This is a genomic window from Devosia sp. Root413D1 (genome assembly GCF_001425235.1).
In the GTDB taxonomy this organism is placed as follows: domain Bacteria; phylum Pseudomonadota; class Alphaproteobacteria; order Rhizobiales; family Devosiaceae; genus Devosia_A.
Genome location: NZ_LMEA01000007.1, coordinates 633,888 through 657,136, shown reverse-complemented (window position 1 = coordinate 657,136; position 23,249 = coordinate 633,888). Strand labels below are relative to the sequence as shown.

Genomic DNA, 23,249 nt, shown 5'->3' with positions numbered 1-23,249 from the left:
CTAGTCGGTGATCGCCGGCTGCCATTGAACGCACCTGCTGGCTTTGGACAAAGCTGCGCCAAATTCGGCGGCGAGCTGAACTATTCGGCCCGCTGATGCCGCCACCTGCCGGGACTGACCCCGACGGTTCGGCTGAACACCCGGGTCAAGTGGCTCTGGTCGGCAAAGCCGCACGCGGCGGCGATCTCGCCGAGCGATTGATCGGTGTGCACCAGCAGTTCCATGGCCCGGCCGACGCGCTTGCCGAGGAGGAAGCGATGCGGCGGCATGCCCATGGTGGCCCGGAACGCATGGGCAAAATGGCTCGACGATTGCCGGCAGATCGCGGCGAGCTCGCTGACCGTGATGTCGGTGTCGAGATGCGCCGCCAGGTACTCCAGCACCCGGGCCTGCTGCCAGGGAGCCAGCCGGCCGTTGCGGCGATTGACCAGGCGCACCGAACCATAGGCCGAGGTGAAATGCGCGGCCGCGGCGGAGATCACGTGATCGGCAAACAGCCGGCTGACCTCCTGCGGTCGTGCCAGGCCGGGCAACAGGGATCGCGCCAGATGCAGCAACGTCTGGTCGGTGCGTTCAGCGTCGAAGGTGCGGGCTGCGATCTCGATCCGCGAGTCCGGCTGATCATCGAGCACTACGGCGCGCAGCAGGGCCTGCGGAAAGCTGAAATGCACACAGTCGAAGGCGTCGATGAGTTCGGAGGTCCAGTTGTACCTCAGATCGTGCACGTGGAGGCTGCCTTCGGTCATTTCCGAAGTCGGCAAGTGCCGCCCGTCCCACCAGGTGTGACCGGGGTCCATGTGCTTGAGGTGCACCGTGCAGAGAATGGCGTCCTGGATACCGAAGGTCTCAGCGGTATGGCTGTTGTCGCGCATCGGCCGTCGCTCGGCCTGAAATGTCCGCGCCACCACCAGATCGCCGTGCGCCAGCGTCTGCCTCAGGAACCCGGCACTGTAATACGACGCTCCCTCAGGTGGCGTCGCGCGCGTTTGCAGCGGCATACTGGGTACTTCGAGAGATTGCCTGGCGGCAGGATAACGTTTTCCGCCGCCGGCAGTCAAAAGCCGGCGGCGGTACAATACACAGATGTGCGATCCGCTATTTCGCGACCTTGTAGCTTGCCGCCACCATCAGCATGGCGGCCGAGAGCAGCACGAAGGCGAAGGGCAGGGTGGCAAGGTGCGCTACGAACCCGATCAGTGCCGGCCCGGCGAGCAGGCCGAGATAGCCCAGCGTGCTGACGGCGGTGATCGCGAGGCCGGGCGACATGTCCCGGGTACGACCCGCGGCCGAGAACAGCACCGGTACGAGGTTGGAGGCGCCGACGCCGACGAGGAAATAGCCGACGAGCCCGGCATGAGTCGAGGGAACCAGCAGCACCACGGCGAAGCCGATGGCGCCGATCAGGCCACCAAACACGATGACGCGCCGCTCGCCCAGGGCCATCCGGATACGATCACCGGCGAGCCGTCCGCCGGTCATCGCCACGGCGAAGGCGGCATAGCCAAGCCCGGCAAGGCCGATATCGGCGCCGCGTACCGAGGTGAGGAACACGGCACTCCAATCGAGCACCGAGCCCTCAGCGAGGAAGGTCAAGAGGCACAGGATGCCGAGCAGCAGCACGCCGCCCTTGGGCAGAACGAACAGCGGCGACTTCTCCTGCCCATTGTCGCCATAGGGCAGCAGCCCGCCCAGCGACAAGCCAACCAGCAGCAGCGACACGACGCTGACGGCGATGGCCGCCACCAGCGGCGACAGGCCGCCGAGCGCCAGCAAGGCGCTCATGCCACCGGCCCCGGCGATGCCGCCGAGGCTGAACAGGCCGTGGAAGCCCGACATCATCGGTCGGCCGCTGTCGCGCTCGACCATCACTGCCTGAATGTTCATCGCTACGTCAACCGTGCCCAGGGAGGCGCCGAAGACGGCGATGGCAACCGCCATGCTGAGCCAGCTGTCGGCGATAGCGAGGAACGGGAAGGCGCCGATCATGATCACCGAGGCGACGGCGATCACGGCGCGGCAGCCCCACCTGGCAGTCAGGATGCCGGTGATCGGCATGGCAAGAATCGAGCCGAGGCCCAGGCACAGCAGCAACAGGCCGAGCGCGCCTTCATCGAGGCCGAGGCGGAGTTTCGCCAAGGGCACAAGCGGGGCGAAACCGGCCATGACGATGCCGACCACGAGGAATATCATCCGGGTGGCGATCTGCTCGCGGCGGGCGGATAGGAGGCGGTCGGAGGCGATCGTGGTGGCGGTCACAGCGGAGATCCAGTGCGGCTTAGGTGGCGTGGTGGACGGTGGTGCCTTGGGCGGTGAAATCTCCGAGCAGGCCGGGATCAGCATCGCCTTCGACCACCAGGTGGGTCAGCGCTTCGGGCCTCGCGACCCGGAATGGCGCAGCGAGGCCAAGCTTGTCGGCAGTCGCAGCGACCACCAGGGCGCGGCTCTGCATCACCATGGCGCGCTTCACTTCGGCTTCGACGGCATCAAGGGCGGAGACACCGAACGTCAGGTCGATGGCGCAGGTGCCGAGAAAAACCAGATCGGCATAGATGGCCTCGACCGCCTCGACGGTGGTGTTACCGCTGACGCTGCCGAGTTCGCCGTTGTAGACGCCGCCCAGCACCATGATGGTGACCTGCTGGTGGTCAGCGAGCGCCGCGGCGATGGCGGGAGCGTTGGTGACCACTGTCAGCTCCATGTTGCGCGGGATGGCACGGGCGATGGCGTAATTGGTGCTGCCGGCATCGATGAACACGGTGTGCCGCGGCTGCAGCAGTTTTACCGCCTCGGCCGCCAGGCGGGTCTTGGCATCGGCGTCTTTCTCCACCCGGGCCGAGATCGGCAGCGCCACCGGCGCCGGGGCAAGGGCGCCGCCATGGACGCGCCGGCAGTAGCCGGCCTTGGCCAGTTCGCGCAGGTCGCGCCGGACGGTGTCCTCCGACACGCCGAACCGCGCTGCGAGTTCGTTGGCGACGACGCGCCCATCGCTCAACAGCAGGGCGCGGATCACATCGTGGCGTTCGTCGGTGAGCATGTGCGACTCCGTGCGTGGTTGTGCATGATATTGCACGAAGACGCACGAATGACAACTGTCCGCTAGTGCTGGCCCGCAATCGGGAGGCGGAGCTGCACGCGGAAACCGCCGCCTGGCGGCGAGGCGACGCTCAGCTCACCGCCGAGCAGTTGAGCAATTTCCTCGACGATGGGCAGGCCGAGGCCGGCGCCAGGTTTGTCGCTGTCACCCCGGCTGAAGCGCTTCTGCACTGCGGCCAGCTGCTCTGGCGCAACGCCTTTGCCGGTATCGGCAATCTCGAGCAGCACGTCCTCCGCGGCGGCGACGCGAACCGTTGCCTCGGCACCCGGGCCGGCATAGGCGATAGCGTTCTCGATCAGGTTGCTGAGCAGTTCGCCCAGCAGCATCGGGTCGCCGCGGACCAGGGCAGGGCCGTTACCGTCAAAGCCGAGGTCGATCTCGGCGGCATGGGCGCGGACGACGTAGTCGCCTGTGCGATCTCGTGCAAGTTCGTGCAGATCGACGACCGGGAACTGCAGCCGATCGGAGGCGGCCTCATCGATGCGGGCGAGCAGCAGCAGCTGCGCCAGCACGCGCTCGGCGTGCACGACCGCGGCATCGGCGGTTCGCGCCGCCTCGCGCGCTGCGGCCGGCGTATCGGCGCGAAGCGCCAGCGCCAGCTGTGTGCGGATGATGGTGAGCGGGGTGCGGAGCTGGTGGCTGGCATTACCGGTGAAGTGTCGAAGCGCCTCGAGCGCTGCCGACAGCCGGGTCATGAAGGAGTTGATGGTGTCGACCAGTCCCTGCACCTCGCGTGGCACCTGCTGCTCGATCGGGCTGAGGTCATCGAGGGCGCGGCGCGAGATGGCGTCGCGCAAGCGGTAGAGCGGAGCGAGGGAGAACCCCACAGCGAGCCAGAGGATCACCGCCGCGGCGAGAATCAACAGGGCCAGGCGGATGGCGGACCGCACCAGCAGGGTTTGCGTCAGCTGCGTGCGGGCAATGGTGGTTTCGGCCACCGTGACGGTGAAGGGGATAGCGCTGACGCCTGACGACGCCGCCCGCCGCAGCACTGCGACCCGGATCGGCTCGCCGCGGAAGCTGGCGTCGGAATAGGCGATGTCGGCCGTCGCGACGTCGGAGGTCGGCAACGTCTGGTAGCCGGTGATGAAGCCCTCCGGGCCATCGACGCGGTAGAACACCCGGTCCTGCGCCGCTGAGGTCAGCATTTCCAGCGCCACATAGGGCACGTCGACCTCGAGCGCCCCGTCCTCGGTGACGATCACCCGCTCCGCGATCGCCAATACCGAGCCGGCGAGCACCCGATCCGACAGCGAGGTGGCGGTGTCGCGGGCCTCGCGCCAGGTGTCGACCACCGCCAAAGCCGCGACGGCGAGCAGCGCCACCATCAGCCAGAGCAGCAGGCGCCGGCGCAGCGAGTAGGGCCGCGTCATCATCAGTCGACGATCCGGTCGAGATAATAGCCGAGCCCGCGCGCCACCCGGACGGTGAGGGCGTAAGGCGCGAGCCGGCGGCGGAGACGCGAGATGTACTGCTCGACCGCGTTCTCGCTGAGGTCGTCGTCGAAGGCGGCGAGCGATTCGATGATCGATTGCTTGGCCACCACCTTGCCGGCCTTGTGCAGCAGCGTTTCGAGCACGCTCAACTCGCGCGCCGGAATATCAAGCGTCTGGCCGAAGGCCGACAGGGTGCGCGATACGGTATCGAGCTCGATGCTGCCAAAGGCGATACTCGAGTTGTGCAGCCCGGCCTGGCGGCGCAGCAGCACGCGGATGCGGGCCTCCAGTTCCGACACTTCGAATGGCTTGGTCATGTAGTCGTCGGCGCCGAGGTCGAGGCCGCGCACCCGCTCGTCGAGCGCCCCGCGGGCGGTGAGGACCAGCACCGAGGAGGGGTTGCGGCGGCCCCGCATGCGGCGGAGCACATCGAGCCCATCCATCTCGGGGAGACTCAGGTCGAGCACCACCAGATCGAAGGTTTCGGTCGTGAGCACCGCGTCGGCCGAAACACCGTCATGCACCACATCGACCGCATAGCCGGCGACGCGCAGCACCGCGGCGAGGCCATCGGCCAAGGTCCGGTTGTCTTCCACCACCAAGATACGCATCACTCGCTCCCCGAGCCCACGGTAGTTTGAGCGTGGCGCGTTGCCCATAGCCCTTGTGGAGCAGGCAGGGGAGCGGGCATGGTCGCGCCATGCTGCGTCTGTTCGCCATCCTCCTGCTGCTCGTCACGTCTCCGACCCTGGCCCAGGGGATGAAGCTGTTTCCGGCGCTCGGTGGAGCGGCCGAGGCGCGGACGGTGACGGTGTATTCGTCGCTCGACGAGCCGCTGGCGCGCCCGATGATCGCAGCGTTCCAGGCCGCTAATCCCGATATCGCCGTGGCCTACGAAGACCTGCAGACCGTCGATATCTACGACCGGGTCGTTGCCGAATCCGATGCCGGGGGCCCGACCGCCGATTTCGCCTTTTCCTCGTCGATGGACCTGCAGGTGAAGCTGGCCAATGATGGCTATGCGCAGGAGAGCAGCGTGCCGCTATCGGCGAGCTGGCCGCGTTGGGCCAACTGGCGCAACACCGCCTATGCGCTGACCTACGAGCCCGCGGTGTTCATCTATCACAAGCCGAGCTTTGCCGGGTCGAAGCCGCCGTCGACGCGGGCCGAACTGATCCAGTATCTCGAGGCCAATGCTGATGCGATCCATGGCCGGATCGGCACCTACGACATCGAGCGCTCCGGCGTCGGCTTCATGTTCTTCTCGCGCGACCAGGAGCAGTATTCGGACCTCTGGACGCTGGTCGGCGCGATGGGCGCGGCGGGGGTCAAGCTCTACTCGACCACCTCGGCGATCGTCGACCGCGTCGCCGATGGCCGGTTCGTCTTCGGCTACAACATCCTCGGCTCCTACGCCGCCGAGGCGGCGGCGCGGAACCCCGATCTCGGCATTGTCCTGCCGGCCGACTACACCATCGTCACCTCGCGCATCGGGCTGGTGCCGAAGGCCGCGGCCAACCCGGACCTGGGCCGTCGCTACCTCGCCTTCTTCATGTCGGCCGAGGGCCAGACGATCATGGCGCAGCAGTTGCAGATCGCGGCACTCAACCCCAGCGTCATCGGTGACAACACTGCCAACGCCATGCAGCAGGCGCTGGGCAACCAGCTCCGGCCGGTACCGGTCAGCCCCGGACTGATGGTCTATCTCGACCAGGTGAAGCGGGCCCGGCTGATCCGCCGCTGGAACGACGCGCTGAGCATCCAGTAGGTAGGGCGCACCCGTCGTCTGGGAGAGGGCGCGTCAGCTTCACGACAGCTTGCTGTGCTCTGGTCCAACCTGGCCGAGGCGCAACAGCGTCCGGTCGAGGAGTCTGGGAGGACCCCGCAGTTTTGATCAGCGTTGCCGCAACCCTGCGGCAGCCCGCGCTGTTCATCGCGGGGTATTCCCCCCTGGATCGAAATAACGACGGTCGGCGTTGCGTCGGCCGCATTGGAGGACAAGCAATGAAGCATCTCGTCGCGACTGCCTTGCTGGCGGGCGCCTTGGCGCTGCCTACCGCGGCCTTTGCCGCCGACTATTCGATCATGGCGCCTGCCGCGCCCGGTGGCGGCTGGGACCAGACCGCCCGCTCGATGCAGGAGGCCCTCACCGCCGAGGGCATTTCCGGCAACGTGCAGGTTACCAATGTGCCGGGCGCCGGCGGCACCATCGGCCTCGCGCAGTTCGTGCAGGAGGCCAATGGCAACCCGTCCAAGCTGATCGTCGGCGGTTACGTGATGGTCGGCGCGATCCTCACCAACAAGGCGCCGGTGACCCTCGACGCGGTGACGCCGATTGCCCGGCTCACCGGCGAATACGAAGTGATCGTCGTACCCGCGGCTTCCGACATCCAGGACCTCGCCGGTCTCGTCGCCAAACTGAAGGCCGATCCCGGCTCGGTGTCGTGGGCTGGCGGCTCAGCTGGCGGTACCGACCACATCACCGCCGGCCTCTTTGCCAAGGCCGTCGGCGTCGACCCGAAGCTCGTCAACTACGTGGCCTTCTCGGGTGGCGGCGAAGCGCTCGCCGCCGTGCTCGGCAGCCAGGTGACGGTGGGTATTTCAGGCTATGGCGAATTCCAGTCGCAGGTGGAAGCCGGTGCGCTACGCGTCATCGGGGTTTCGTCGCCCGAGAAGGTGGCCATCATCAACGGGCCGACCTTCAAGGAAGGCGGCGTTGACCTGGTGGTGCAGAATTGGCGCGGCGTGTGGGCCGGTCCTGGCCTCAGCGCCGAGCAGACCGCCGCGATCGGTGCCGATATCGAAAAGCTGGTGAACTCGGCTTCGTGGACGAAGATCCTCGAGACCAAGGGCTGGAACAACACCTACCTGGCCGGTGACGCGTTCAAGACCCAGCTGGCCACTGAGATCACCTCCACCGAGGCAATTCTCAAGGACGTCGGTCTCGTGCAATGATCGAGCCCATGGCTCAGGCAAACAAGCAGCGCCGCCCTGACTGGGCGGCGCTGGTCATCGCTGCGGGTCTGTTGGCTCTCGCGCTGCTGGTGGCGTGGGACGCCTCGCGGCTGGGCGCCGGTGGCGCTTATGCGCGGATCGGACCGCAGACCATTCCCTATGCGATCGCCATCTGCCTTGGCGGCCTCGCCATCTGGACCGCAATTGCCGCCTATCGGCACGATTTTCCCGAGCGCGAGCAGCAGGATTTTCCGCCCGTACTGTGGATCGTCGGCGGACTTGTCGCGCAGATGGCGCTGATCAAGTTCACCGGCTTTTCGATCGCCACCGGCATCCTGTTCGCCATGACGGCGCGGGGCCTGGGCAAGGTTTCACTGCCGCTGGCTTTGCTGAGCGGCATCCTCATCTCGGGCTTCGTCTGGTTCGTGTTCGCCCGCCTGCTGCAGCTGACGCTGCCCGCCGGTCCGCCCGAGCAGCTGTTGATCCAGGGTTTTGACCTCATCACCGCGCCGTTCAAGGCCGCTCCGGGGAGCGCCAGCTGATGGATACCTTCGCCCTGCTGCTGCAGGGGCTTTCGGTTGCGATCCAGCCGATCAACCTGTTGTACGCCCTGGTCGGCGTGACGCTCGGCACCGCCGTCGGCGTGCTGCCCGGCATCGGGCCGGCGACCACCGTGGCACTGTTGCTGCCGGTCACCTACAAGCTCGATCCCGCCGGGTCACTGATCATGTTCGCTGGGATCTACTATGGCGGCATGTATGGCGGCTCGACCACTTCGATCCTGCTCAACACGCCCGGCGAAAGCGCCTCGATCGTCACGGCGCTCGAGGGTAACAAGATGGCCAAGGCGGGCAGGGGTGGTCCAGCCCTCGCCACCGCGGCCATCGGCTCGTTCGTTGCCGGCCTGATCGCCACCATCGCGCTCGCCTTCCTCGCCCCGTGGGTGGTGAAGTTCGCGCTCGCTTTCGGGCCGCGCGAGTATTTCGCGCTGATGGTGCTGGCTTTCGTCACCGTCTCAGCGGCGTTCGGCGATTCCGCCCTGCGCGGATTGACCTCGCTGTTCATCGGCCTGACGCTGGGGATTATCGGCATTGACCTGCAGACCGGGCAGGCGCGGCTGAGCTTCGGCATTCCCGACCTGCTCGACGGCGTCGAGGTCACGACGCTGGCCGTCGCCATGTTCGCTATCGGCGAGACGCTGTTCGTCGCGGCACAGGGCAAGCGCGCTCCCGAAACGGTGGAGCCGGTGCGCGGCTCGCTGTGGATGAGCGCCAAGGACTGGGCCCGGTCGTGGAAGCCGTGGCTGCGCGGCACCGTTATCGGCTTTCCGATCGGCGCCATGCCGGCCGGCGGCGCCGAGATCGGCACGTTCTTCTCCTATGCGGCGGAAAAGAAACTCTCCAAGCACCCAGAGGAGTTCGGCCATGGCGCCATCGAAGGCGTGGCGGGACCGGAAGCGGCCAACAACGCGTCCGCCGCGGGGACCCTGGTGCCGCTGCTGACACTGGGGCTGCCGACCTCGGCGACCGCGGCGATCATGCTGGCCGGCTTCCAGCAATATGGCTTGCAGCCGGGTCCGCTGCTGTTCACCTCGAACCCGCAGCTGGTCTGGGGCCTGATCGCCAGCCTGTTGATCGCCAACCTGATGCTGATTGTCCTCAACCTGCCGCTGATCGGGCTGTGGGTGAAGCTGCTCACCATCCCGAAACCCTGGCTCTATGCCGGCATCCTGCTGTTCGCGACGCTCGGCACTATCGGCGCCAACCCGTCGGTGTTCGAGCTCGGCATGCTGCTGGCCTTCGGCCTGCTGGGTTATGGCTTGCGGCTGTTCCATTTCCCGATCGCTCCCGTAGTGGTGGGGCTGATCCTCGGCCCGATGGCCGAGCAGCAGTTGCGGCGGGCGCTGGCCATCTCGCAGGGCGATGTGATGGTGCTGTTCACCTCGCCGATCTCGGCGACGCTGCTGGCGCTGGCGGCGCTGGCGCTGATCGTGCCCCTGATCCTCAGGGCGCGCGGCAAGGGCGAAGTGCTGGCGGCGGTTGCTGCCGACAACGACTGACGCCTGCAACACACGCATGGCTTGCCTGCCTTCCCGCCCACTGCCGGAGGCAGGCAAGCCTTCCCATTTATGGGGGGACGAAAGGACCTCCAGATGACCCGCAAGCCCAGCCTTCTCCGTGACGTCTTCAGCATTTTCGGCGCTGCCAACGCGGCCGCTGCCGCGACGCAGGCCGGCCGCGTTCCGACCGCCCGCGACCTGCGTACCTTGGGCATCGAGCCCAAACAGTTCCGCGCCATCGGTCGCTGACCGGTCGAGGCGCTGGAAATGACGTTGCGCGCGGCACCGGTCCCACGCAACGCGATGCTCTTTGCCTTGCCCGAGGGGAATAAGTCCTCCGGATCAACGCACTAGGCTTTGACGCGGGCTGCCGGATTCGTGTTTCTCGCCTCACCGAATCCTCGGTTCATTCCGATTTTTCCGCTGGGGCATAATGAACAAGCTTTTCACTGCGGCCGTTGCCGCCATTCTCCTGGGGACCGCGCCGGTGCTGGCGCAGACTACCGAGATCCTCAACGTCTCCTATGACATTTCGCGCGAGCTGTTCGATGCGGTGAACGCCAAGTTCGTCCCGTCCTACAAGGCCTCGGCCAACGCCGACGTGAAGGTCAACCAGTCGCATGCCGGCTCGTCCAAGCAGGCCGGCCTGATCCTCGAGGGGCTGGAAGCCGATGTGGTCACCTTCAACCAGGTGATCGACGTCGATACGCTCGCCAAAGGCGAGTTTGTCACCGCGGACTGGAAGTCGAAGTTCGCCAACAACGCCTCGCCGTTCTACTCGCTGCCGGCCTTCCTCGTGCGTGAGGGCAACCCCAAGGGCATCAAGGACTGGTCTGATCTCGCTCGCGACGACGTCAAGATCATCTTCCCGAACCCCAAGACCTCGGGCAATGGCCGCTACACCTATCTCGCCGCCCGCGCCTGGGCGACCGAGGCGTTTGCCGGCGACGAGGTCAAGATCGAAGAGTATCTGAAGAAGGTGTTCTCGAACGTTCCGGTGTTCGAGACCGGCGGCCGCGCCGCCACCACGACGTTCGTCGAGAACAAGATCGGCGACGTGCTGATCACCTTCGAGGCCGAAGTGCTCGGCACCATCAAGCAGCTCGGCGACGACCAGTATGACGCAGTGATCCCGTCGGTGAGCCTGCTGGCCGAATTCCCGGTCGCCGTGGTCGACAAGGTGGTCGACAAGCGCGGCACCCGCGAGATCGCCACTGCCTACCTCAACTACCTCTATTCGCCCGAGGGCCAGGACATTGCCGGCGCGCTGTTCCACCGCGTCCACGAGGCGTCGGCAGTCGAAAAGTACAAGGCGCAGTTCCCCGAGGTGCGCCTGGTGACGGTCGAGGACGTGTTCGGCGGCTGGGACAAGATCAAGGCCGACCACTTCGCCGAAGGCGGCCTGCTCGACAAGGTGTTCGTCAACCAGTAGGGCCGGGCTTTGACCAGCCTCGATACGGCGCGGGAGGCACCCCGCGCCGTTGCCTTTGGAACGCGCCTGCCGAAGGCGCGAAAGCCCGGTCGCAGGCATCTGCTGCCGGGCTTCGGGCTGACCTTCGGCATCACGGCGCTCTATCTCGTCCTGATCGTGGCGCTGCCGCTGGCGGCAATGCTGCTCAAGACCTTCAGCCTCGGCTGGCCGGAGTTCTGGCGCATCGTCTCGTCGCCACGGGCGATTTCGGCCTACTGGATCACCTTCTCCTCCGCCGCTGCCGCAGCGGTGTTCAACGGCTTTTTCGGCCTGCTGCTGGCCTGGGTGCTGGTGCGCTACGAATTCCCCGGCAAGCGCATCATCGACGGGCTGGTCGACCTGCCATTCGCGTTGCCGACCGCTGTCGCCGGCCTCGCGCTGGTGACGCTGTTCGGTCCGGCCGGCTGGTATGGGCAAATCCTCGTGCCGCTCGGGGTCACTGTCACCCACGCGCAGCTTGGCATCATCGTCGCCATGGCCTTCACCTCGCTGCCCTTCGTGGTGCGTACGGTGCAGCCGGTGCTGGAGGACATTCCCGAGGACGTGCAGGAGGCAGCCCGGCTGCTCGGCGCGACGCCGTTCCAGGTGTTCTCGCGGGTGATCCTGCCGCTGATCCTGCCGGCTTTCACCACCGGTGTGGTGCTCTGCTTTGCCCGCGCCATCGGCGAGTTCGGCGCCGTGGTGTTCATTGCCGGGAACCTGCCGGGGATGACCGAGATCGTCTCGCTGCTGATCTTCATCCGGCTCGACGAGCACAATTACCCGGCCGCCGCCGCGCTCGCGACCGTGCTGCTGGCGACTGCGTTCGTCACCCTGTTCCTTACCAACCTGCTTCAAGCCTGGCAGCTCCGCTATGCAGATAAATCCCGCTGACGCGTCGCTCCCGGCCGATCCGCGCCGCCCGCAATCCGCGGTGGCGTGGGGGCTGATCGGGCTCGCCTACCTGATGGCCGGCGCCGTGCTGCTGGTGCCGTTGCTGCTGATCGTCGTCACCGGATTTCGCGAAGGCGTCGGCGTCTATCTCGCCAACATCGTCGAACCCGAAACGCTGCACGCGATCTTTCTCACCGTGCTGGCGGCGATCGTCGTGGTGCCGATCAATGTCGGGTTCGGCATCGCCGCCGCCTGGCTGGTGACGCGCTACGAATTCCGCGGCAAACGGCTGCTCATCACCTTCATCGAGATCCCGTTCTCGGTGAGCCCGATCGTGGCTGGTGTGATCTACCTGTTCCTCTATGGCGGGCAGGGGCTGCTCGGCCCGCTGCTGGCGCAGTTCGACCTCAAGCTGATGTTCACGGTGTGGGCGATTTTCCTCGTCTCGCTGTTCGTCACCTCGCCGTTCGTGGCGCGCGAGCTGATCCCGCTGATGCAGCAGCAGGGCGGCGAAGACGAGGAGGCGGCGCTGTCGCTCGGCGCCAACGGCCGGCAGATCTTCTGGCACGTAACGTTGCCCAACATCCGCTGGGCGCTGCTCTATGGCGCGGTGCTGTGCAATGCCCGGGTGATCGGCGAGTTCGGCGCGGTGTCGGTGGTTTCGGGCGCCATCCGCGGCCAGACCAATACGCTGCCGCTGCAGATCGAGCTCTTGTTCAACGATTTCAACGTCACCGGCGCCTTCGCCGCCGCCTCGACGCTGGCGCTGCTGGCCGTGCTCACCATCGTCCTCAAGTCGGTGCTCGAGCGGAAGACCAGGCACTAGCGGTGGAGTGAGGCCCGGCGCCGACGCCGGGCCCATTCTCGCTACTCCGCGGCTGCCGCCTGCGTGGCCGGGGTGCCGCTGATGAACAGCAGCGCGGCCAGCGCGGCGACCGCCGCGACGATCATCGCCCCGAAGAATGCCGCCTGGAAGCCGGCCAGCAGGTCTGAGCCGCTTCCCGCCGCCACCGCCACCATGGCGGCGAGGCCGATGGCCGAGCCGACCTGATAGGTGGTGCTGATCAGGCCAGAAGCGAGCCCGGTCTGCTCGGGGCGTGCGCTGGACATGCCGGCCATGGTGGCCGGGATGTAGGCCAGCGCCATGCCCAGCGCGGCCAGCAGCGAGGCTGGCAGCACGTCGACCCAGAAGTCGCCGTCGGCGGGCACGCGGGTGAACAGGAACAGCGCAACGGCCATGGCGAGCAGGCCGGCCACGAGGTTGGCCTTGATACCGAAGCGGCCGACCAGCCGGCCCGACAGCCAGACCATCAGCACCATGATGGTGATGGTCATCGGCACCAGCGCCAGGCCGCTATAGAGCGCCGACAGCCCCAGCACCTGCTGCAGGTAGAGGTTGAGGTAGAACCACAGCGGAATCCACGCCGCGCCGAGCAGCGCCATCAGCAGGTTCGCAGCCGCGAGGTTCGGGGTCGCGAAGATCGAGAGCGGCAGCAAGGGCTGCCGGCCCATGGCCTGCAGCGCGACAAAGCCGACGAACAGCAGCGCCGCCACACCGAGCAGGGTCAGCGTCGTGGGCGATGACCATTGTCCCGGACCGGTGGTGACGATGGCGTAGACCGCCAGCGACAGCGCACCGGTGATGGTGATGGCGCCGAGCCAGTCGATCCGGCCGATGCCGCCATGCACCCGCGGCAGCAGGGCGGGGGTCAGCAGCAACACCAGCGCGCCGAGCGGCACGTTGACGAGGAAGGTCCAGGGCCAGCTCAGCCACTCGGTGATAACGCCGCCGAGGAACACCCCGGCGGTGCCACCGGCAGCCGCGGCGGCGCCCCAGACGCCGAACGCCTTGCCGAGCTCGCGACCATCATGCGCGAACAGCTGCATCAGCAGCACCAGCGCCGACGGCGCAATCAGCGCTGCGCCAACACCCTGGATGGCGCGGCCGGCGATCAGCATGGCCTGAGAGCTCGCGACACCAGCCAGAATCGAGGCTGCGGTCAGTATGACGAAGCCGAGCGCGAACATGCGGCGCGCCCCGAACACGTCGCTCAGCTTGCCGCCGAGCAGCAACAGGCCACCAAAGGCGACGACATAGGCGTTGAAGATCCAGCTGAGGTTCTCGGGCGAGAAACCGAGCTGGGTCTGGATCGCCGGCAGGGCGACGCCGACGATCGAGGTATCGAGAATGACGATGAACTGGGCGGCGCTCAGCAGCGCCAGGCCCCACCACCGCCGTGGATCGGGTTGCATTGGAAAGGTCCTTTCGACTGGTCCGGCGCGGGAGTCGCGCGGCATCGATCGAGGTGCCTAAGGGTTCCAATGTTTGGAGGGTCAAGCCTCAGTGCAACTGCGCGATGCCGAAGCGCGGGCGGTTTGCCGGACGGCCCGAAGACGGCACGGCAGCGGCGATCTTCTCGATGATCGGGCAGCTCGGCCGGTCATCGCCGTGGCAGGTTTCAGCCAGGTGCTGCAGCGTCTCGCTCATCGCGGCGAGGGCGCGCGCCTTCTCGGCCAGCACCGCGATATGCGCGCGGGCGATCGCCTTGACGTCGGCACTGGCCCGGTCGCGATCGCGCCACAGCGTCAGCAGGTCGCGCATCTGTTCGACCGAGAAGCCGAGGTCACGAGCCCGATTGATGAAGCGCAGCGCATGCAGATCGTCGTCGAGATAGACCCGATAACCGGACTCGGTCCGGTGCGGGGCAGCGACCAGCCCGATCGATTCGTAGTAGCGGATCATCTTGGTGGAGATGCCGGTGGCCTTCGCGGCCTGTCCGATGTTCATGCAATGCCTCCTTGTCAGCAGGAGGCGGATACACCTTCCCATGATGGGAAGGTCAAGTCCGAGTCAGCCCCAGCTGAGCGGGATCACGTCGACGATCTCGCCCGGCGGCACGCCCGGAGAATCCTCCGGCACGACGATCAGTGCGTCGGCCAGCGCCAGCGAGGTCGAGTGGCTCGAATCGGTCTCGAAGATCGGCTCCACCTGCAGGAAGCCAATGTCGTTGCGGCTGAGCGTCGCTCGCATGAAGTGCCGGCGCGGCCCGTTCGGCGGCAGGCCGAGCAGGGTGGGGACGCCAATGCGCGGCCAGAACGGATCGATGTGGCCGGTGAGCGCTCTGAGCGCCGGCTTCAGGATCACGGTGGCCGTTACCAGCGCCGAGACTGGGTTGCCCGGCAGGCCGAACACCAGCGTCTTGCCGCGGGTGCCGAACATCAGAGGCTTGCCCGGTCGCATCCTGAGCTTCCAGAAATCCACCTCGACGCCCAGGTCGCGCAGCACTTCCTGGACGTAATCGCGCTCGCCAACGCTGGCACCGCCAGTGGTGACCAGCATGTCGACGCCCTGGTCGAAGGCGCCAAGCAGCGCCGCCTCGAGCTTATCCTTGTCGTCAGCGACGATGCCGAGGTCGATCACCTGTTCGGCCCAGGGCGCCAGCAGCGGGATCAGTCCGTAGGTGTTCGAGGCAATGATCTGGTCCGGCCCGAGCGGCGTGCCCGGCGCTACCAGTTCGTCGCCGGTCGCCAGCACGGCTATCCGGGGTCGGCGCGTCACGGTCAAGGTCGGGTGGTTGGCCGAAGCGGCGAGGTTCAACATCGCCGGGGTCAGCGCCACACCCGCCGGCAGCAGCTCGGCGCCGCGCTTGAAGTCAAAGCCCTGCTTGCGGACGCTCTGGCCGGGCTTGGGCACCTTCTCGAAGCTGATCTGGTTGCCCTTGGCCGTCGCTTCTTCCTGCATGATCACCGCATCGGCGCCGATCGGCAACGGCGCGCCGGTGAAGATGCGGACGCACTGGCCATGCTCCATCATACCGACGAAGCGGGCGCCGGCCTGCGAGGTGCCGGCCAGCTTCAGCGGCTGGCCCGGCACCACCTCGGCGGCGCGTACGGCGTAGCCGTCCATGGCGCTGGCATCGAACGGCGGCTGGCTGTGCCGCGCCACCAGTGGCTGGGCGAGCACGCGGCGATGCGCGCGGACCAGCGGCAGCGCCTCGCTGCCGAGCTTGGGCAGCTTCCTGAATATCCGCTCGATGGCTTCGTCGACCGGCATCATCGGTGGAAATCACCCGACTTGCCGCCCGATTTCTCCTCGAGCTGGATGGAGGTCACCCGCATGGCGCGATCATGCGACTTGGCCATGTCGTAGAGGGTCAGCGCGGCGACTGAAGCCGCCGTCATCGCCTCCATCTCGACGCCGGTCTGCGCTGTGGTCTCGGCGGTCGCCGTCACCAGCAGGGCAGGGCCGTCGCCTTCGATCTCAACGCTCACCTTGGTCAGCGGAATCGGATGGCAGAGCGGGATCAGCTCGGAGGTTTTCTTGGCCGCCATGATGCCGGCGATGCGGGCTACGGCCAGGGCATCGCCCTTTTTCAGTTCGCCGCCAAGGATCAGCGCCACTGTCTCGGGCTTGGCTTCCAGCCGCGCTGTTGCCACCGCCCGGCGGCGAGTCGTGGCCTTGTCGCCGATATCGACGATATGCGCTTCCCCCCGCTGGTTGAGGTGGGTGAGCGCCATCAGCCGTGCAGCAGCTTGATGGTTGCGGCGGTGACGTCGTCCTGGCGCATCAGGCTCTCGCCGACGAGGAAGGTGCCGATGCCGGCATGCTCGAGCTTCACCAGGTCGGCATGGGTGTTGACGCCGCTTTCCGACACCAGGTGCACCCCCTGCGGCACGCCGCCGGCGAGGGTCACCGAGGTGTTGAGCGTCGTCTCGAAGGTGCGCAGGTTCCGGTTATTAATGCCGATGAACTCGGCATTCAGCCCCAGCGCCCGATCGAGCTCGATCTGGTCGTGCACTTCCACCAGCGCATCCATCCGCCACTCCTCGGCGGCGTCGAGCAGGTAGCGCGCGGTGTCGTCGTTGACCGCGGCGAGGATGATCAGGATGCAGTCAGCGCCCCAGGCGCGGCTCTCGGCCACCTGGTAGGTCTCGAACAGGAAATCCTTGCGCAGCACCGGGAGCTTGGTGGCGTTGCGCGCCTCGATCAGGTAGCCCGGCGCGCCCTGAAAGCTCGGGCGGTCGGTGAGCACGGAGAGACAGGAGGCGCCACCCAGTTCATAGGCCCGGGCGATCTCGGCTGGGTTGAAGTCGGGACGGATCAGGCCCTTGGAGGGGCTCGCCTTCTTCACTTCGGCGATCAGCGCGAACTGGTTGTCAGCCCGCTTCTTTTTCAGCGCCGAGAGGAACCGCCGCACCGGAGGCGCGTCATGCGCTTCGGCGACCACCTCGTTCCAGGGGCGGAGGGTCTTCGCCGCGGCGATTTCCTCGCGTTTGTAGATTTCGATCTGGGAGAGGATGTCGGACATGGGTCAGCTGTTCGATACGGAAATGAGTTTGTCGAGCGTCAATTTGGCGCGACCGGAGTCAATCTCGCGGGCCGCAAGATCGGCGCCGAGCTTCAGCGTGTCGGCGCGGCCGGCGACGATGAAGGCGGCGGCGGCGTTGAGCAGCACGATATCGCGATAGGGGTCTTTCACCCCATCCAGCAGCCCGCGCAGCCGCGAGGCGTTGTAGGCCGGGTCAGCGCCCTTGAGGTCGGCCATGGTGGCGCGCGGCAGGCCGGCATCCTCCGGGGTGATCTCGAAACTGCGCAGGTCCCCGCCCTTGATCGAGGCGACGAAGCTCGGGCCGGTGGTCGAGAGCTCATCGATGCCATCGGCGCCATGCACGACCCAGGCCGAAATGGCGCGGTTGGCAAGCAGCGCCGCGGCGACCGGTTCGACCCATTTCTTGTCGTAGACACCCAGCATGTAGCGGCGGGCGCCGGCCGGGTTCGACTGCGGCCCCAGCAGGTTGAACATGGTGCGGGTGCCCATCTCCATGCGGGTGGGGCCGACATGCTTCATCGCCGGGTGATGCGCCGGCGCGAACATGAAGCCGATGCTGGCCTCGCGGATGCACTGGCTGATCTTGTCGGGCCCGATATCGGTTTTGATACCGAGGGCCTGCAGCACATCGGAGGCGCCCGACCTGGAACTCAGCGCGCGGTTGCCGTGCTTGGCCACTGGAACGCCGGCACCCGCCACGACGATCGATGTCGCGGTCGAAATATTCAGCGTCTCCGCCCCGTCGCCACCGGTGCCGACGATATCGATGATGCTGTCCGGGGCGTCGACCGCCACCGGCACCATCTTGTCACGAAGGATCGACACGGCCGCGGCGATCTCGCCGACCGTCTCGCCCTTCACCCGCATGCCCATCAGGAACGCGCCGATCTGGCTCGGCGTCGCTTCGCCATCCATGATCGTGGTCATCACGGCGCGCATTTCCTCGCCGGTCAGATCCTGGCGCGATGCGATCTTGTTGAGAGCTCCCTTGATATCCATCACGCGGCCTTCCTGAGGTTGAAGTCGCGGGCGAGGTTGAGGAAATTCTGCAGGATCGCGTGCCCGTTTTCCGACGCGATGCTCTCGGGGTGGAACTGCACGCCGTGGCTCGGGTAGTTCCGGTGCTGCATGCCCATGATCAGCCCGTCATCGGTGGAGGCGGTGACCTCCAGCACATCCGGCAGGCTTTGAGGCCTGACGATCAGCGAGTGGTAGCGCGTCGCTTCGAAACCGGAATTCAGCCCGCGGAACAGGCCCTTGCCGCTGTGATTGATCTTGCTGGTCTTGCCGTGCATCAGCTGCGGCGCGCGGATCACCTCGCCGCCCATCGCCTGGCCCAGCGCCTGGTGCCCAAGGCACACCCCGAGGATCGGCGTTGTCGGCGCGAAGCGCTCGATCAGGCTGAGGCAGATGCCGGCCGTATCGGGGGTCGCGGGACCCGGCGACAGTACAATGGCTTCGGGGGCAATCGCCGCGACCTGATCGAGGGTGATCTTGTCGTTGCGCCACACCTCGGACTCGCCGCCCAGTTCGCCCAGGAAGTGGACGAGGTTGTAGGTGAAGCTGTCGTAGTTATCGATGACGAGGAGGCGCATGTCTCAGTTTCCAGGCTCGGACGTTATGTAAAACACCGGGTCATTCCCGCGAAAGCGGAAATCACAGAATCAGAGCTGCCCCCGCCATCGTAGAGTGCTCATTGGCCAACCCGCGCTTCGCCGGCATAGCGGAGCGCCTCTTCTGCGGCGCTGAACAGGGCGCGCGCCTTGTTCTCGCATTCGAGCTGCTCGAGCTCGGCCTTGCTGTCGGCGACGATACCGGCGCCCGACTGTACGTAGATCTTACCCTTGGCGACGATCGCGGTGCGCAGCACGATGCAGGTATCCATCGTGCCGTCAGCGCCGAAATAGCCGACGCAGCCGCCATAAATGCCGCGGCGCGATTTCTCGAGTTCGTCGATGATCTCCATCGCCCGGACTTTTGGCGCGCCCGAGACGGTGCCGGCCGGGAAGCCGGCGGCCAGCGCATCGACGAAATCGTATTTCGGGTCGAGGTCGCCCACGACGTTCGAGACGATGTGCATGACGTGCGAGTAGTACTCGAGGAAGAACTTGTCGGTAACCTCGACGCTACCGATCTTGGCCACCCGGCCGACGTCGTTGCGGCCGAGGTCGAGCAGCATCAAGTGCTCGGCCAGTTCCTTGGGGTCGCTCAGCAGCTCGTCCGCCAGTTCCTTGTCGCGCGTCGGCGTGGCGCCACGTTTGCGGGTGCCGGCGATGGGGCGGATGTTGACCTTGCCGTCCTGCACCTTGACCAGGATTTCCGGGCTTGAGCCCGCGACGGCGAAATCGCCGAAATCCAGCATGTACATGTAGGGCGAGGGGTTGGTGCGGCGCAGCGCGCGATAGAGCGCGGTCGGCGGCAGCGTGAACTCGGCCTCGAAGCGCTGGCTCAGCACCACCTGGAAGATGTCGCCGGCCCGGATGTATTCCTTGGCGTCCTCGACCATGCGGGCATACTGCTCGACGCTGGTGTTGGACTTGACCGCGATGGCGTCGATATCGGGCGGGGTCGAGGTGTAGGGCAGGGTGCGCCCCATGCGGCCAACGGCATCATCGATGCGGCTCTGCGCACCTTCCCAGGCCTGCCGGGCGGTCACGCCCGGGCGGATGTAGACCGGCGCAGTGAGATAGAGTTCGTCCTTCAGCGTATCGAACACGGCGAGCACGGTGGGCCGCATCAGGATCGCTTCGGGGAAACCCAGCGGATCCTCGTGGCGGTCGGGCAGCACCTCCATCAGGCGCACCATGTCGTAGCCGAGATAGCCGTAGATGCCGGCCGCAGTCGAGGGAAGACCGGGCGGCACTTCGGCCTGGCTCTCCGCCACCAGGGCGCGCAGCACATCGAGCGGCGGCTCGCTGACCGGGGTGAAGGCGTCGGGCGTCAGGCCGGCATTGCGATTGATGCTCGCCTGACCCCGCTCGACCTTGAGGATGATGTCCGGATCGAAGCCGATCATCGAGTAGCGCCCGACAGTGGCGCCATCCTGCACGCTCTCGAGCAGGAAGGTGTTCTTCCGCCCCTCGGCGAGCTTCAGGTAGGCGCCGATCGGCGTTTCCAGATCGGCGACGACACGCCGGAAGACGATCTGGGCGCGGCCGGCATCGTATCCGGCCGCGAAGGCGCCGTACTGGTCGTCAGCGGTCATTGCAGGGCGCCGGTATCGGTAAGTTGCTTCAGGACCTGCTCGTTGATCCTGAGGCCGGCTTCCGACTTCAACCCGGTCAGCAGATCGCTGTAGAGCGCATCACGGCTCGACTCTTCGACGAACTTCTTGATCTCGGCCGTCTGGTCGGAGGTGCCCTGGTTCACTTCGACCACCTGGAACACCACGTGGTCGCCGTCGCCGTTCACCGCCGAGCCGAAATGCGTCGGGCCGCCGTTGAAGATCTCATTGGCTACCGCCTGGTTCAGCACGGTCGTGCCGTCGCCAGCGCGCTTCAGCGGCTGGCTGAGGATCGGGAACTGGCCGATGCTGCTGGCAACGTCGGCAAATGCGGTGCCGGCCTTCACCTGCTCGAGCAGCTTGGCTGCTTCGGCGGTGACGGCTTCGTCGGTCTTGGCATTGGTCCAGGCAGTGATCACCGCGTCGCGGACCTCGTCGAGCGTCTGGTCTCGCGCGTCCTCGACCTGCTTGAGGTCGAACCAGAGGTTGCGGGTCGAGCTCAGCTGGATGGTCGGAGCGAGGTTGCCCTGCTCGGCCTTGAACACCGCGGTGGCGATGCGCTGCGCATCCTCAGGGCCGACATCGGGGCTGTTGGCGAGCTCCGCACCGGTTTCGGTCAGCGGGACGGTCACGGTGTGGAGGCCAAAGCGCTCGGCGATCTCCGGCAGCGGCTTGAACGCGGCGCGCAGTTCCTCGATCTGGTCGAGCACGTCGGTATATTCGTTGCGGGCCTGGGTGAGCGCCAACTGCTTGGCGATATCGGCCTTGGCGTCCTCGAGGCTGATGACGCCGCCCGGCTCGATCGCCGAAACGGTGACGGCGCGCTTCGAGCCGATGCCCTCGATGATGACGTAGTCGTTCAGCGCCAGCCCGAACGCCGCGTCGGCCAGGCTGCTATCGGTGATCTCGGTCTTGCTGAGGTTGCCCAGATCCTGCGCGCTCGCGCCGCTGGCGGCGAGCACGTCGGCGAACGGCGTAGCGGCGGCCTTGCCGTCGGTGAAGGCCTTCTCGAGCTCGGGCGTGTTGAGCACCACCTGCTTGACGGTGCGCCGCTCGATCTTCACGCGGCTCTGCTTGGTGCGCTCGTATTCGGCCGCGACGTCTTCATCTGAAATGGTCTTGGTAGCGGCGATCGCCTCGGGTGACAGCGCCAGCAGCTCGATCGTACGGGTCGCCTTGGTGCGGAAATTGGCCTGGTTGTCCTTGAGGTAGGTCGCCAGCTCTTCTTCCGTCGGTTCGGCAACCGGGGGCAGGGCCTGGGCGTTCAGGATGAAGTAGTCGACAGTCCGCGTGTCGCCCGAAAAGCGGCTCAACAGCTCGGTAGCGGTCGTAGGCGCCGGCGCACCGGAGAGCAGGCCGCTCACCAGTTGCTGGCGGCGCGCCGCCTTGGTCTGGAGGTCGAAATACTCAGCTTCGGTGAAACCATTCTGTTGCAGCACGCGCAGGAAATTGCTGCGATCGAACGCACCAAGCGCGCTCGAAAAGCTCGGGTCCTCGCGCAGCATCTTGCCGAGGCGGTCCTCGGAGACGCCGAGGCCGAGGTCCTCGCCGAGCTTGTTGACGGCGGCCTCACCAGCGAGCCGGTCGAGCACCGCGCCCGGTACGCCGAAGACATTGGCTTCCTCGACGGTCGGCACGCGCCCGATCTGCTGGGCGACAGCATTGATCTGGGTATTGTAGGCGCGCTGATAGTCGCGAACCGAAATATCCTGTCCGGCGACGGTGGCTACGGTGTTCGTGCCAAAGCCGGTGATGACGTTCGAAATACCGAACCCCGCCAGGCCGACAATCAGAAAGGCGCCGAGAATCTTGCCGAACCAGGTCTTGGTCAGGTGGCGAAAGCTATCGAGCATCGAGACAAATCCAACAACAGCCGCCTCCCCGGCGGGCGGCGGATACTAGACAGGGTCGAGTTTGTGCCGCAAGGCACATCGGGACGGGGGTTATGGGAAACTCCCACAATAGGCAAGTAGAAGGAGCGTCAAGGTGACGGCAGAGATAACGCCGCTGATCGCGGGCAACTGGAAGATGAACGGCACCACGGCCTCCCTGGGGGAGGTGCAGAAGCTTGCCGCGCTCCTCGCCAATGGCGGCGGCCCGCGGGGAACGGTGGTGATCTGTCCGCCTGCCACGCTGCTCGAGCGGCTCAACGAACTGGCGGCTCCCGCGGGCATCGTCACCGGTGGACAAGACTGCCATCCGGCCGCCAGCGGCGCCCATACCGGCGATATCAGCGCGCAGATGCTGGCCGATGCCGGGGCGCAGTTCGTGATCGTCGGCCATTCGGAACGCCGCACCAACCATGGTGAAACCGATGTGCTGGTGCAGCAGAAGGCGCTCGCGGCGCACGCCTCCGGGCTCGTGCCGATCATCTGCGTGGGCGAGATCGAGGCCGAGCGTGACGCCGGCAATGCCGTCGCCGTGGTTATCGGGCAACTCGAACGCTCGGTGCCGGATGACTGGTCGGGTCACGACATCGTCATCGCCTACGAGCCCGTGTGGGCCATCGGCACCGGCCGTACTCCCACTTCGAGCGACATCGCTGAGATGCATAATGCCATCCGCGACCAGCTGAAATCCCGCTTCGGCGAGCCCGGCGCGGCAGTGCGCATCCTCTATGGCGGCTCGATGAAGCCGTCCAACGCCAGCGAGATCCTGCGCATCGCCAACGTCAATGGCGGGCTGGTCGGGGGCGCAAGCCTCTTGGCAAACGACTTCCACGCCATTATCTCCGCCCTCTAGAAGACGCATCCGGCGCCGAGCGAAAGGCGGCGGATGGCGCTGGCATTTGTGTTGGCGCGCGTGTAG

Annotated in this window: 23 protein-coding genes; 9 read left to right on the top strand and 14 right to left on the bottom strand. The window is 66.4% G+C overall.

Annotated elements, in window-relative coordinates:
• Positions 1-80 precede the first annotated feature (80 nt).
• The 5 genes from ASC89_RS08125 to ASC89_RS08105 form a co-directional block, all read right to left on the bottom strand.
• Entirely contained in the window at positions 81-998 is a 918-nt protein-coding gene (locus tag ASC89_RS08125) for an AraC family transcriptional regulator (protein WP_082533235.1), read from the bottom strand.
• A gap of 97 nt (positions 999-1,095) precedes the next feature.
• A complete protein-coding gene (locus tag ASC89_RS08120) occupies positions 1,096-2,256 on the bottom strand; it encodes an MFS transporter (RefSeq protein ID WP_244488417.1) in 1,161 nt (386 codons plus the stop codon).
• A gap of 19 nt (positions 2,257-2,275) precedes the next feature.
• Positions 2,276-3,034, bottom strand: coding sequence for a DeoR/GlpR family DNA-binding transcription regulator (locus ASC89_RS08115; protein ID WP_055996556.1), 759 nt, complete (start codon positions 3,032-3,034; stop codon positions 2,276-2,278).
• A 62-nt stretch (positions 3,035-3,096) separates the two neighbouring features.
• The gene (locus ASC89_RS08110; RefSeq protein WP_055996553.1) at positions 3,097-4,470 is read right to left on the bottom strand and encodes a sensor histidine kinase; all 1,374 of its coding nucleotides are present in this window, start codon (positions 4,468-4,470) and stop codon (positions 3,097-3,099) included.
• The gene (locus ASC89_RS08105) at positions 4,470-5,141 is read right to left on the bottom strand and encodes a response regulator transcription factor (protein ID WP_055996550.1); all 672 of its coding nucleotides are present in this window, start codon (positions 5,139-5,141) and stop codon (positions 4,470-4,472) included. Before ASC89_RS08105 ends, ASC89_RS08110 begins: the two co-directional genes overlap by 1 nt.
• Positions 5,142-5,230: 89 nt before the next feature.
• Between ASC89_RS08105 and ASC89_RS08100 the strand changes: the two genes are divergently transcribed.
• The 8 genes from ASC89_RS08100 to cysW all read left to right on the top strand — a co-directional run bounded on the left by ASC89_RS08100 (position 5,231) and on the right by cysW (position 12,714).
• Complete coding sequence (locus ASC89_RS08100) at positions 5,231-6,298, top strand: ABC transporter substrate-binding protein (RefSeq protein ID WP_055996547.1); 1,068 nt, start codon at positions 5,231-5,233, stop codon at positions 6,296-6,298.
• Positions 6,299-6,534: 236 nt separating this feature from the next.
• On the top strand, positions 6,535-7,485 hold the full coding sequence (locus tag ASC89_RS08095; RefSeq protein WP_055881495.1) for a tripartite tricarboxylate transporter substrate binding protein: 951 nt from the start codon (positions 6,535-6,537) through the stop codon (positions 7,483-7,485).
• Positions 7,486-7,493: 8 nt separating this feature from the next.
• Positions 7,494-8,027: a tripartite tricarboxylate transporter TctB family protein gene (locus ASC89_RS08090; protein ID WP_055882524.1), complete on the top strand. Its 534-nt coding sequence runs from the start codon at positions 7,494-7,496 to the stop codon at positions 8,025-8,027.
• Positions 8,027-9,544 (top strand): tripartite tricarboxylate transporter permease, encoded by a 1,518-nt coding sequence (locus ASC89_RS08085; RefSeq protein WP_055881493.1) that lies wholly within the window; start codon positions 8,027-8,029, stop codon positions 9,542-9,544. Before ASC89_RS08090 ends, ASC89_RS08085 begins: the two co-directional genes overlap by 1 nt.
• 93 nt (positions 9,545-9,637) lie before the next feature.
• On the top strand, positions 9,638-9,793 hold the full coding sequence (locus ASC89_RS28770; RefSeq protein WP_197421256.1) for a hypothetical protein: 156 nt from the start codon (positions 9,638-9,640) through the stop codon (positions 9,791-9,793).
• A gap of 184 nt (positions 9,794-9,977) precedes the next feature.
• Entirely contained in the window at positions 9,978-10,976 is a 999-nt protein-coding gene (gene cysP, locus ASC89_RS08075) for a thiosulfate ABC transporter substrate-binding protein CysP (RefSeq protein ID WP_055996544.1), read from the top strand.
• A 66-nt stretch (positions 10,977-11,042) separates the two neighbouring features.
• Positions 11,043-11,888, top strand: a complete 846-nt coding sequence (gene cysT / locus ASC89_RS08070) for a sulfate ABC transporter permease subunit CysT (protein WP_407065062.1) — start codon at positions 11,043-11,045, stop codon at positions 11,886-11,888.
• The gene (cysW, locus tag ASC89_RS08065) at positions 11,875-12,714 is read left to right on the top strand and encodes a sulfate ABC transporter permease subunit CysW (RefSeq protein WP_407065061.1); all 840 of its coding nucleotides are present in this window, start codon (positions 11,875-11,877) and stop codon (positions 12,712-12,714) included. Before cysT ends, cysW begins: the two co-directional genes overlap by 14 nt.
• 41 nt (positions 12,715-12,755) lie before the next feature.
• Here the strand turns inward: cysW and ASC89_RS08060 are convergent, their stop codons facing one another.
• The 9 genes from ASC89_RS08060 to ASC89_RS08020 all read right to left on the bottom strand — a co-directional run bounded on the left by ASC89_RS08060 (position 12,756) and on the right by ASC89_RS08020 (position 22,294).
• Entirely contained in the window at positions 12,756-14,141 is a 1,386-nt protein-coding gene (locus ASC89_RS08060; protein WP_055996538.1) for an MFS transporter, read from the bottom strand.
• Positions 14,142-14,229: 88 nt separating this feature from the next.
• Positions 14,230-14,676 (bottom strand): Cu(I)-responsive transcriptional regulator, encoded by a 447-nt coding sequence (cueR, locus tag ASC89_RS08055; protein WP_055881481.1) that lies wholly within the window; start codon positions 14,674-14,676, stop codon positions 14,230-14,232.
• A 63-nt stretch (positions 14,677-14,739) separates the two neighbouring features.
• Positions 14,740-15,945, bottom strand: a complete 1,206-nt coding sequence (gene glp / locus ASC89_RS08050) for a gephyrin-like molybdotransferase Glp (RefSeq protein WP_055881477.1) — start codon at positions 15,943-15,945, stop codon at positions 14,740-14,742.
• Entirely contained in the window at positions 15,942-16,406 is a 465-nt protein-coding gene (gene moaC, locus ASC89_RS08045; RefSeq protein WP_055996535.1) for a cyclic pyranopterin monophosphate synthase MoaC, read from the bottom strand. The genes glp and moaC overlap by 4 nt, the downstream gene beginning before the upstream one ends.
• Positions 16,406-17,197, bottom strand: coding sequence for an indole-3-glycerol phosphate synthase TrpC (trpC, locus tag ASC89_RS08040; RefSeq protein WP_055881471.1), 792 nt, complete (start codon positions 17,195-17,197; stop codon positions 16,406-16,408). The genes moaC and trpC overlap by 1 nt, the downstream gene beginning before the upstream one ends.
• A gap of 3 nt (positions 17,198-17,200) precedes the next feature.
• Positions 17,201-18,220 (bottom strand): anthranilate phosphoribosyltransferase, encoded by a 1,020-nt coding sequence (gene trpD, locus ASC89_RS08035; RefSeq protein WP_055881468.1) that lies wholly within the window; start codon positions 18,218-18,220, stop codon positions 17,201-17,203.
• The gene (locus ASC89_RS08030) at positions 18,217-18,813 is read right to left on the bottom strand and encodes an aminodeoxychorismate/anthranilate synthase component II (RefSeq protein ID WP_055881465.1); all 597 of its coding nucleotides are present in this window, start codon (positions 18,811-18,813) and stop codon (positions 18,217-18,219) included. The genes trpD and ASC89_RS08030 overlap by 4 nt, the downstream gene beginning before the upstream one ends.
• A gap of 98 nt (positions 18,814-18,911) precedes the next feature.
• Positions 18,912-20,423 (bottom strand): anthranilate synthase component I, encoded by a 1,512-nt coding sequence (trpE, locus tag ASC89_RS08025; protein WP_055996532.1) that lies wholly within the window; start codon positions 20,421-20,423, stop codon positions 18,912-18,914.
• The gene (locus ASC89_RS08020; protein ID WP_055996529.1) at positions 20,420-22,294 is read right to left on the bottom strand and encodes a peptidylprolyl isomerase; all 1,875 of its coding nucleotides are present in this window, start codon (positions 22,292-22,294) and stop codon (positions 20,420-20,422) included. The genes trpE and ASC89_RS08020 overlap by 4 nt, the downstream gene beginning before the upstream one ends.
• 133 nt (positions 22,295-22,427) lie before the next feature.
• Between ASC89_RS08020 and tpiA the strand changes: the two genes are divergently transcribed.
• Entirely contained in the window at positions 22,428-23,183 is a 756-nt protein-coding gene (gene tpiA / locus ASC89_RS08015; RefSeq protein WP_082528220.1) for a triose-phosphate isomerase, read from the top strand.
• Positions 23,184-23,249 lie beyond the last annotated feature (66 nt).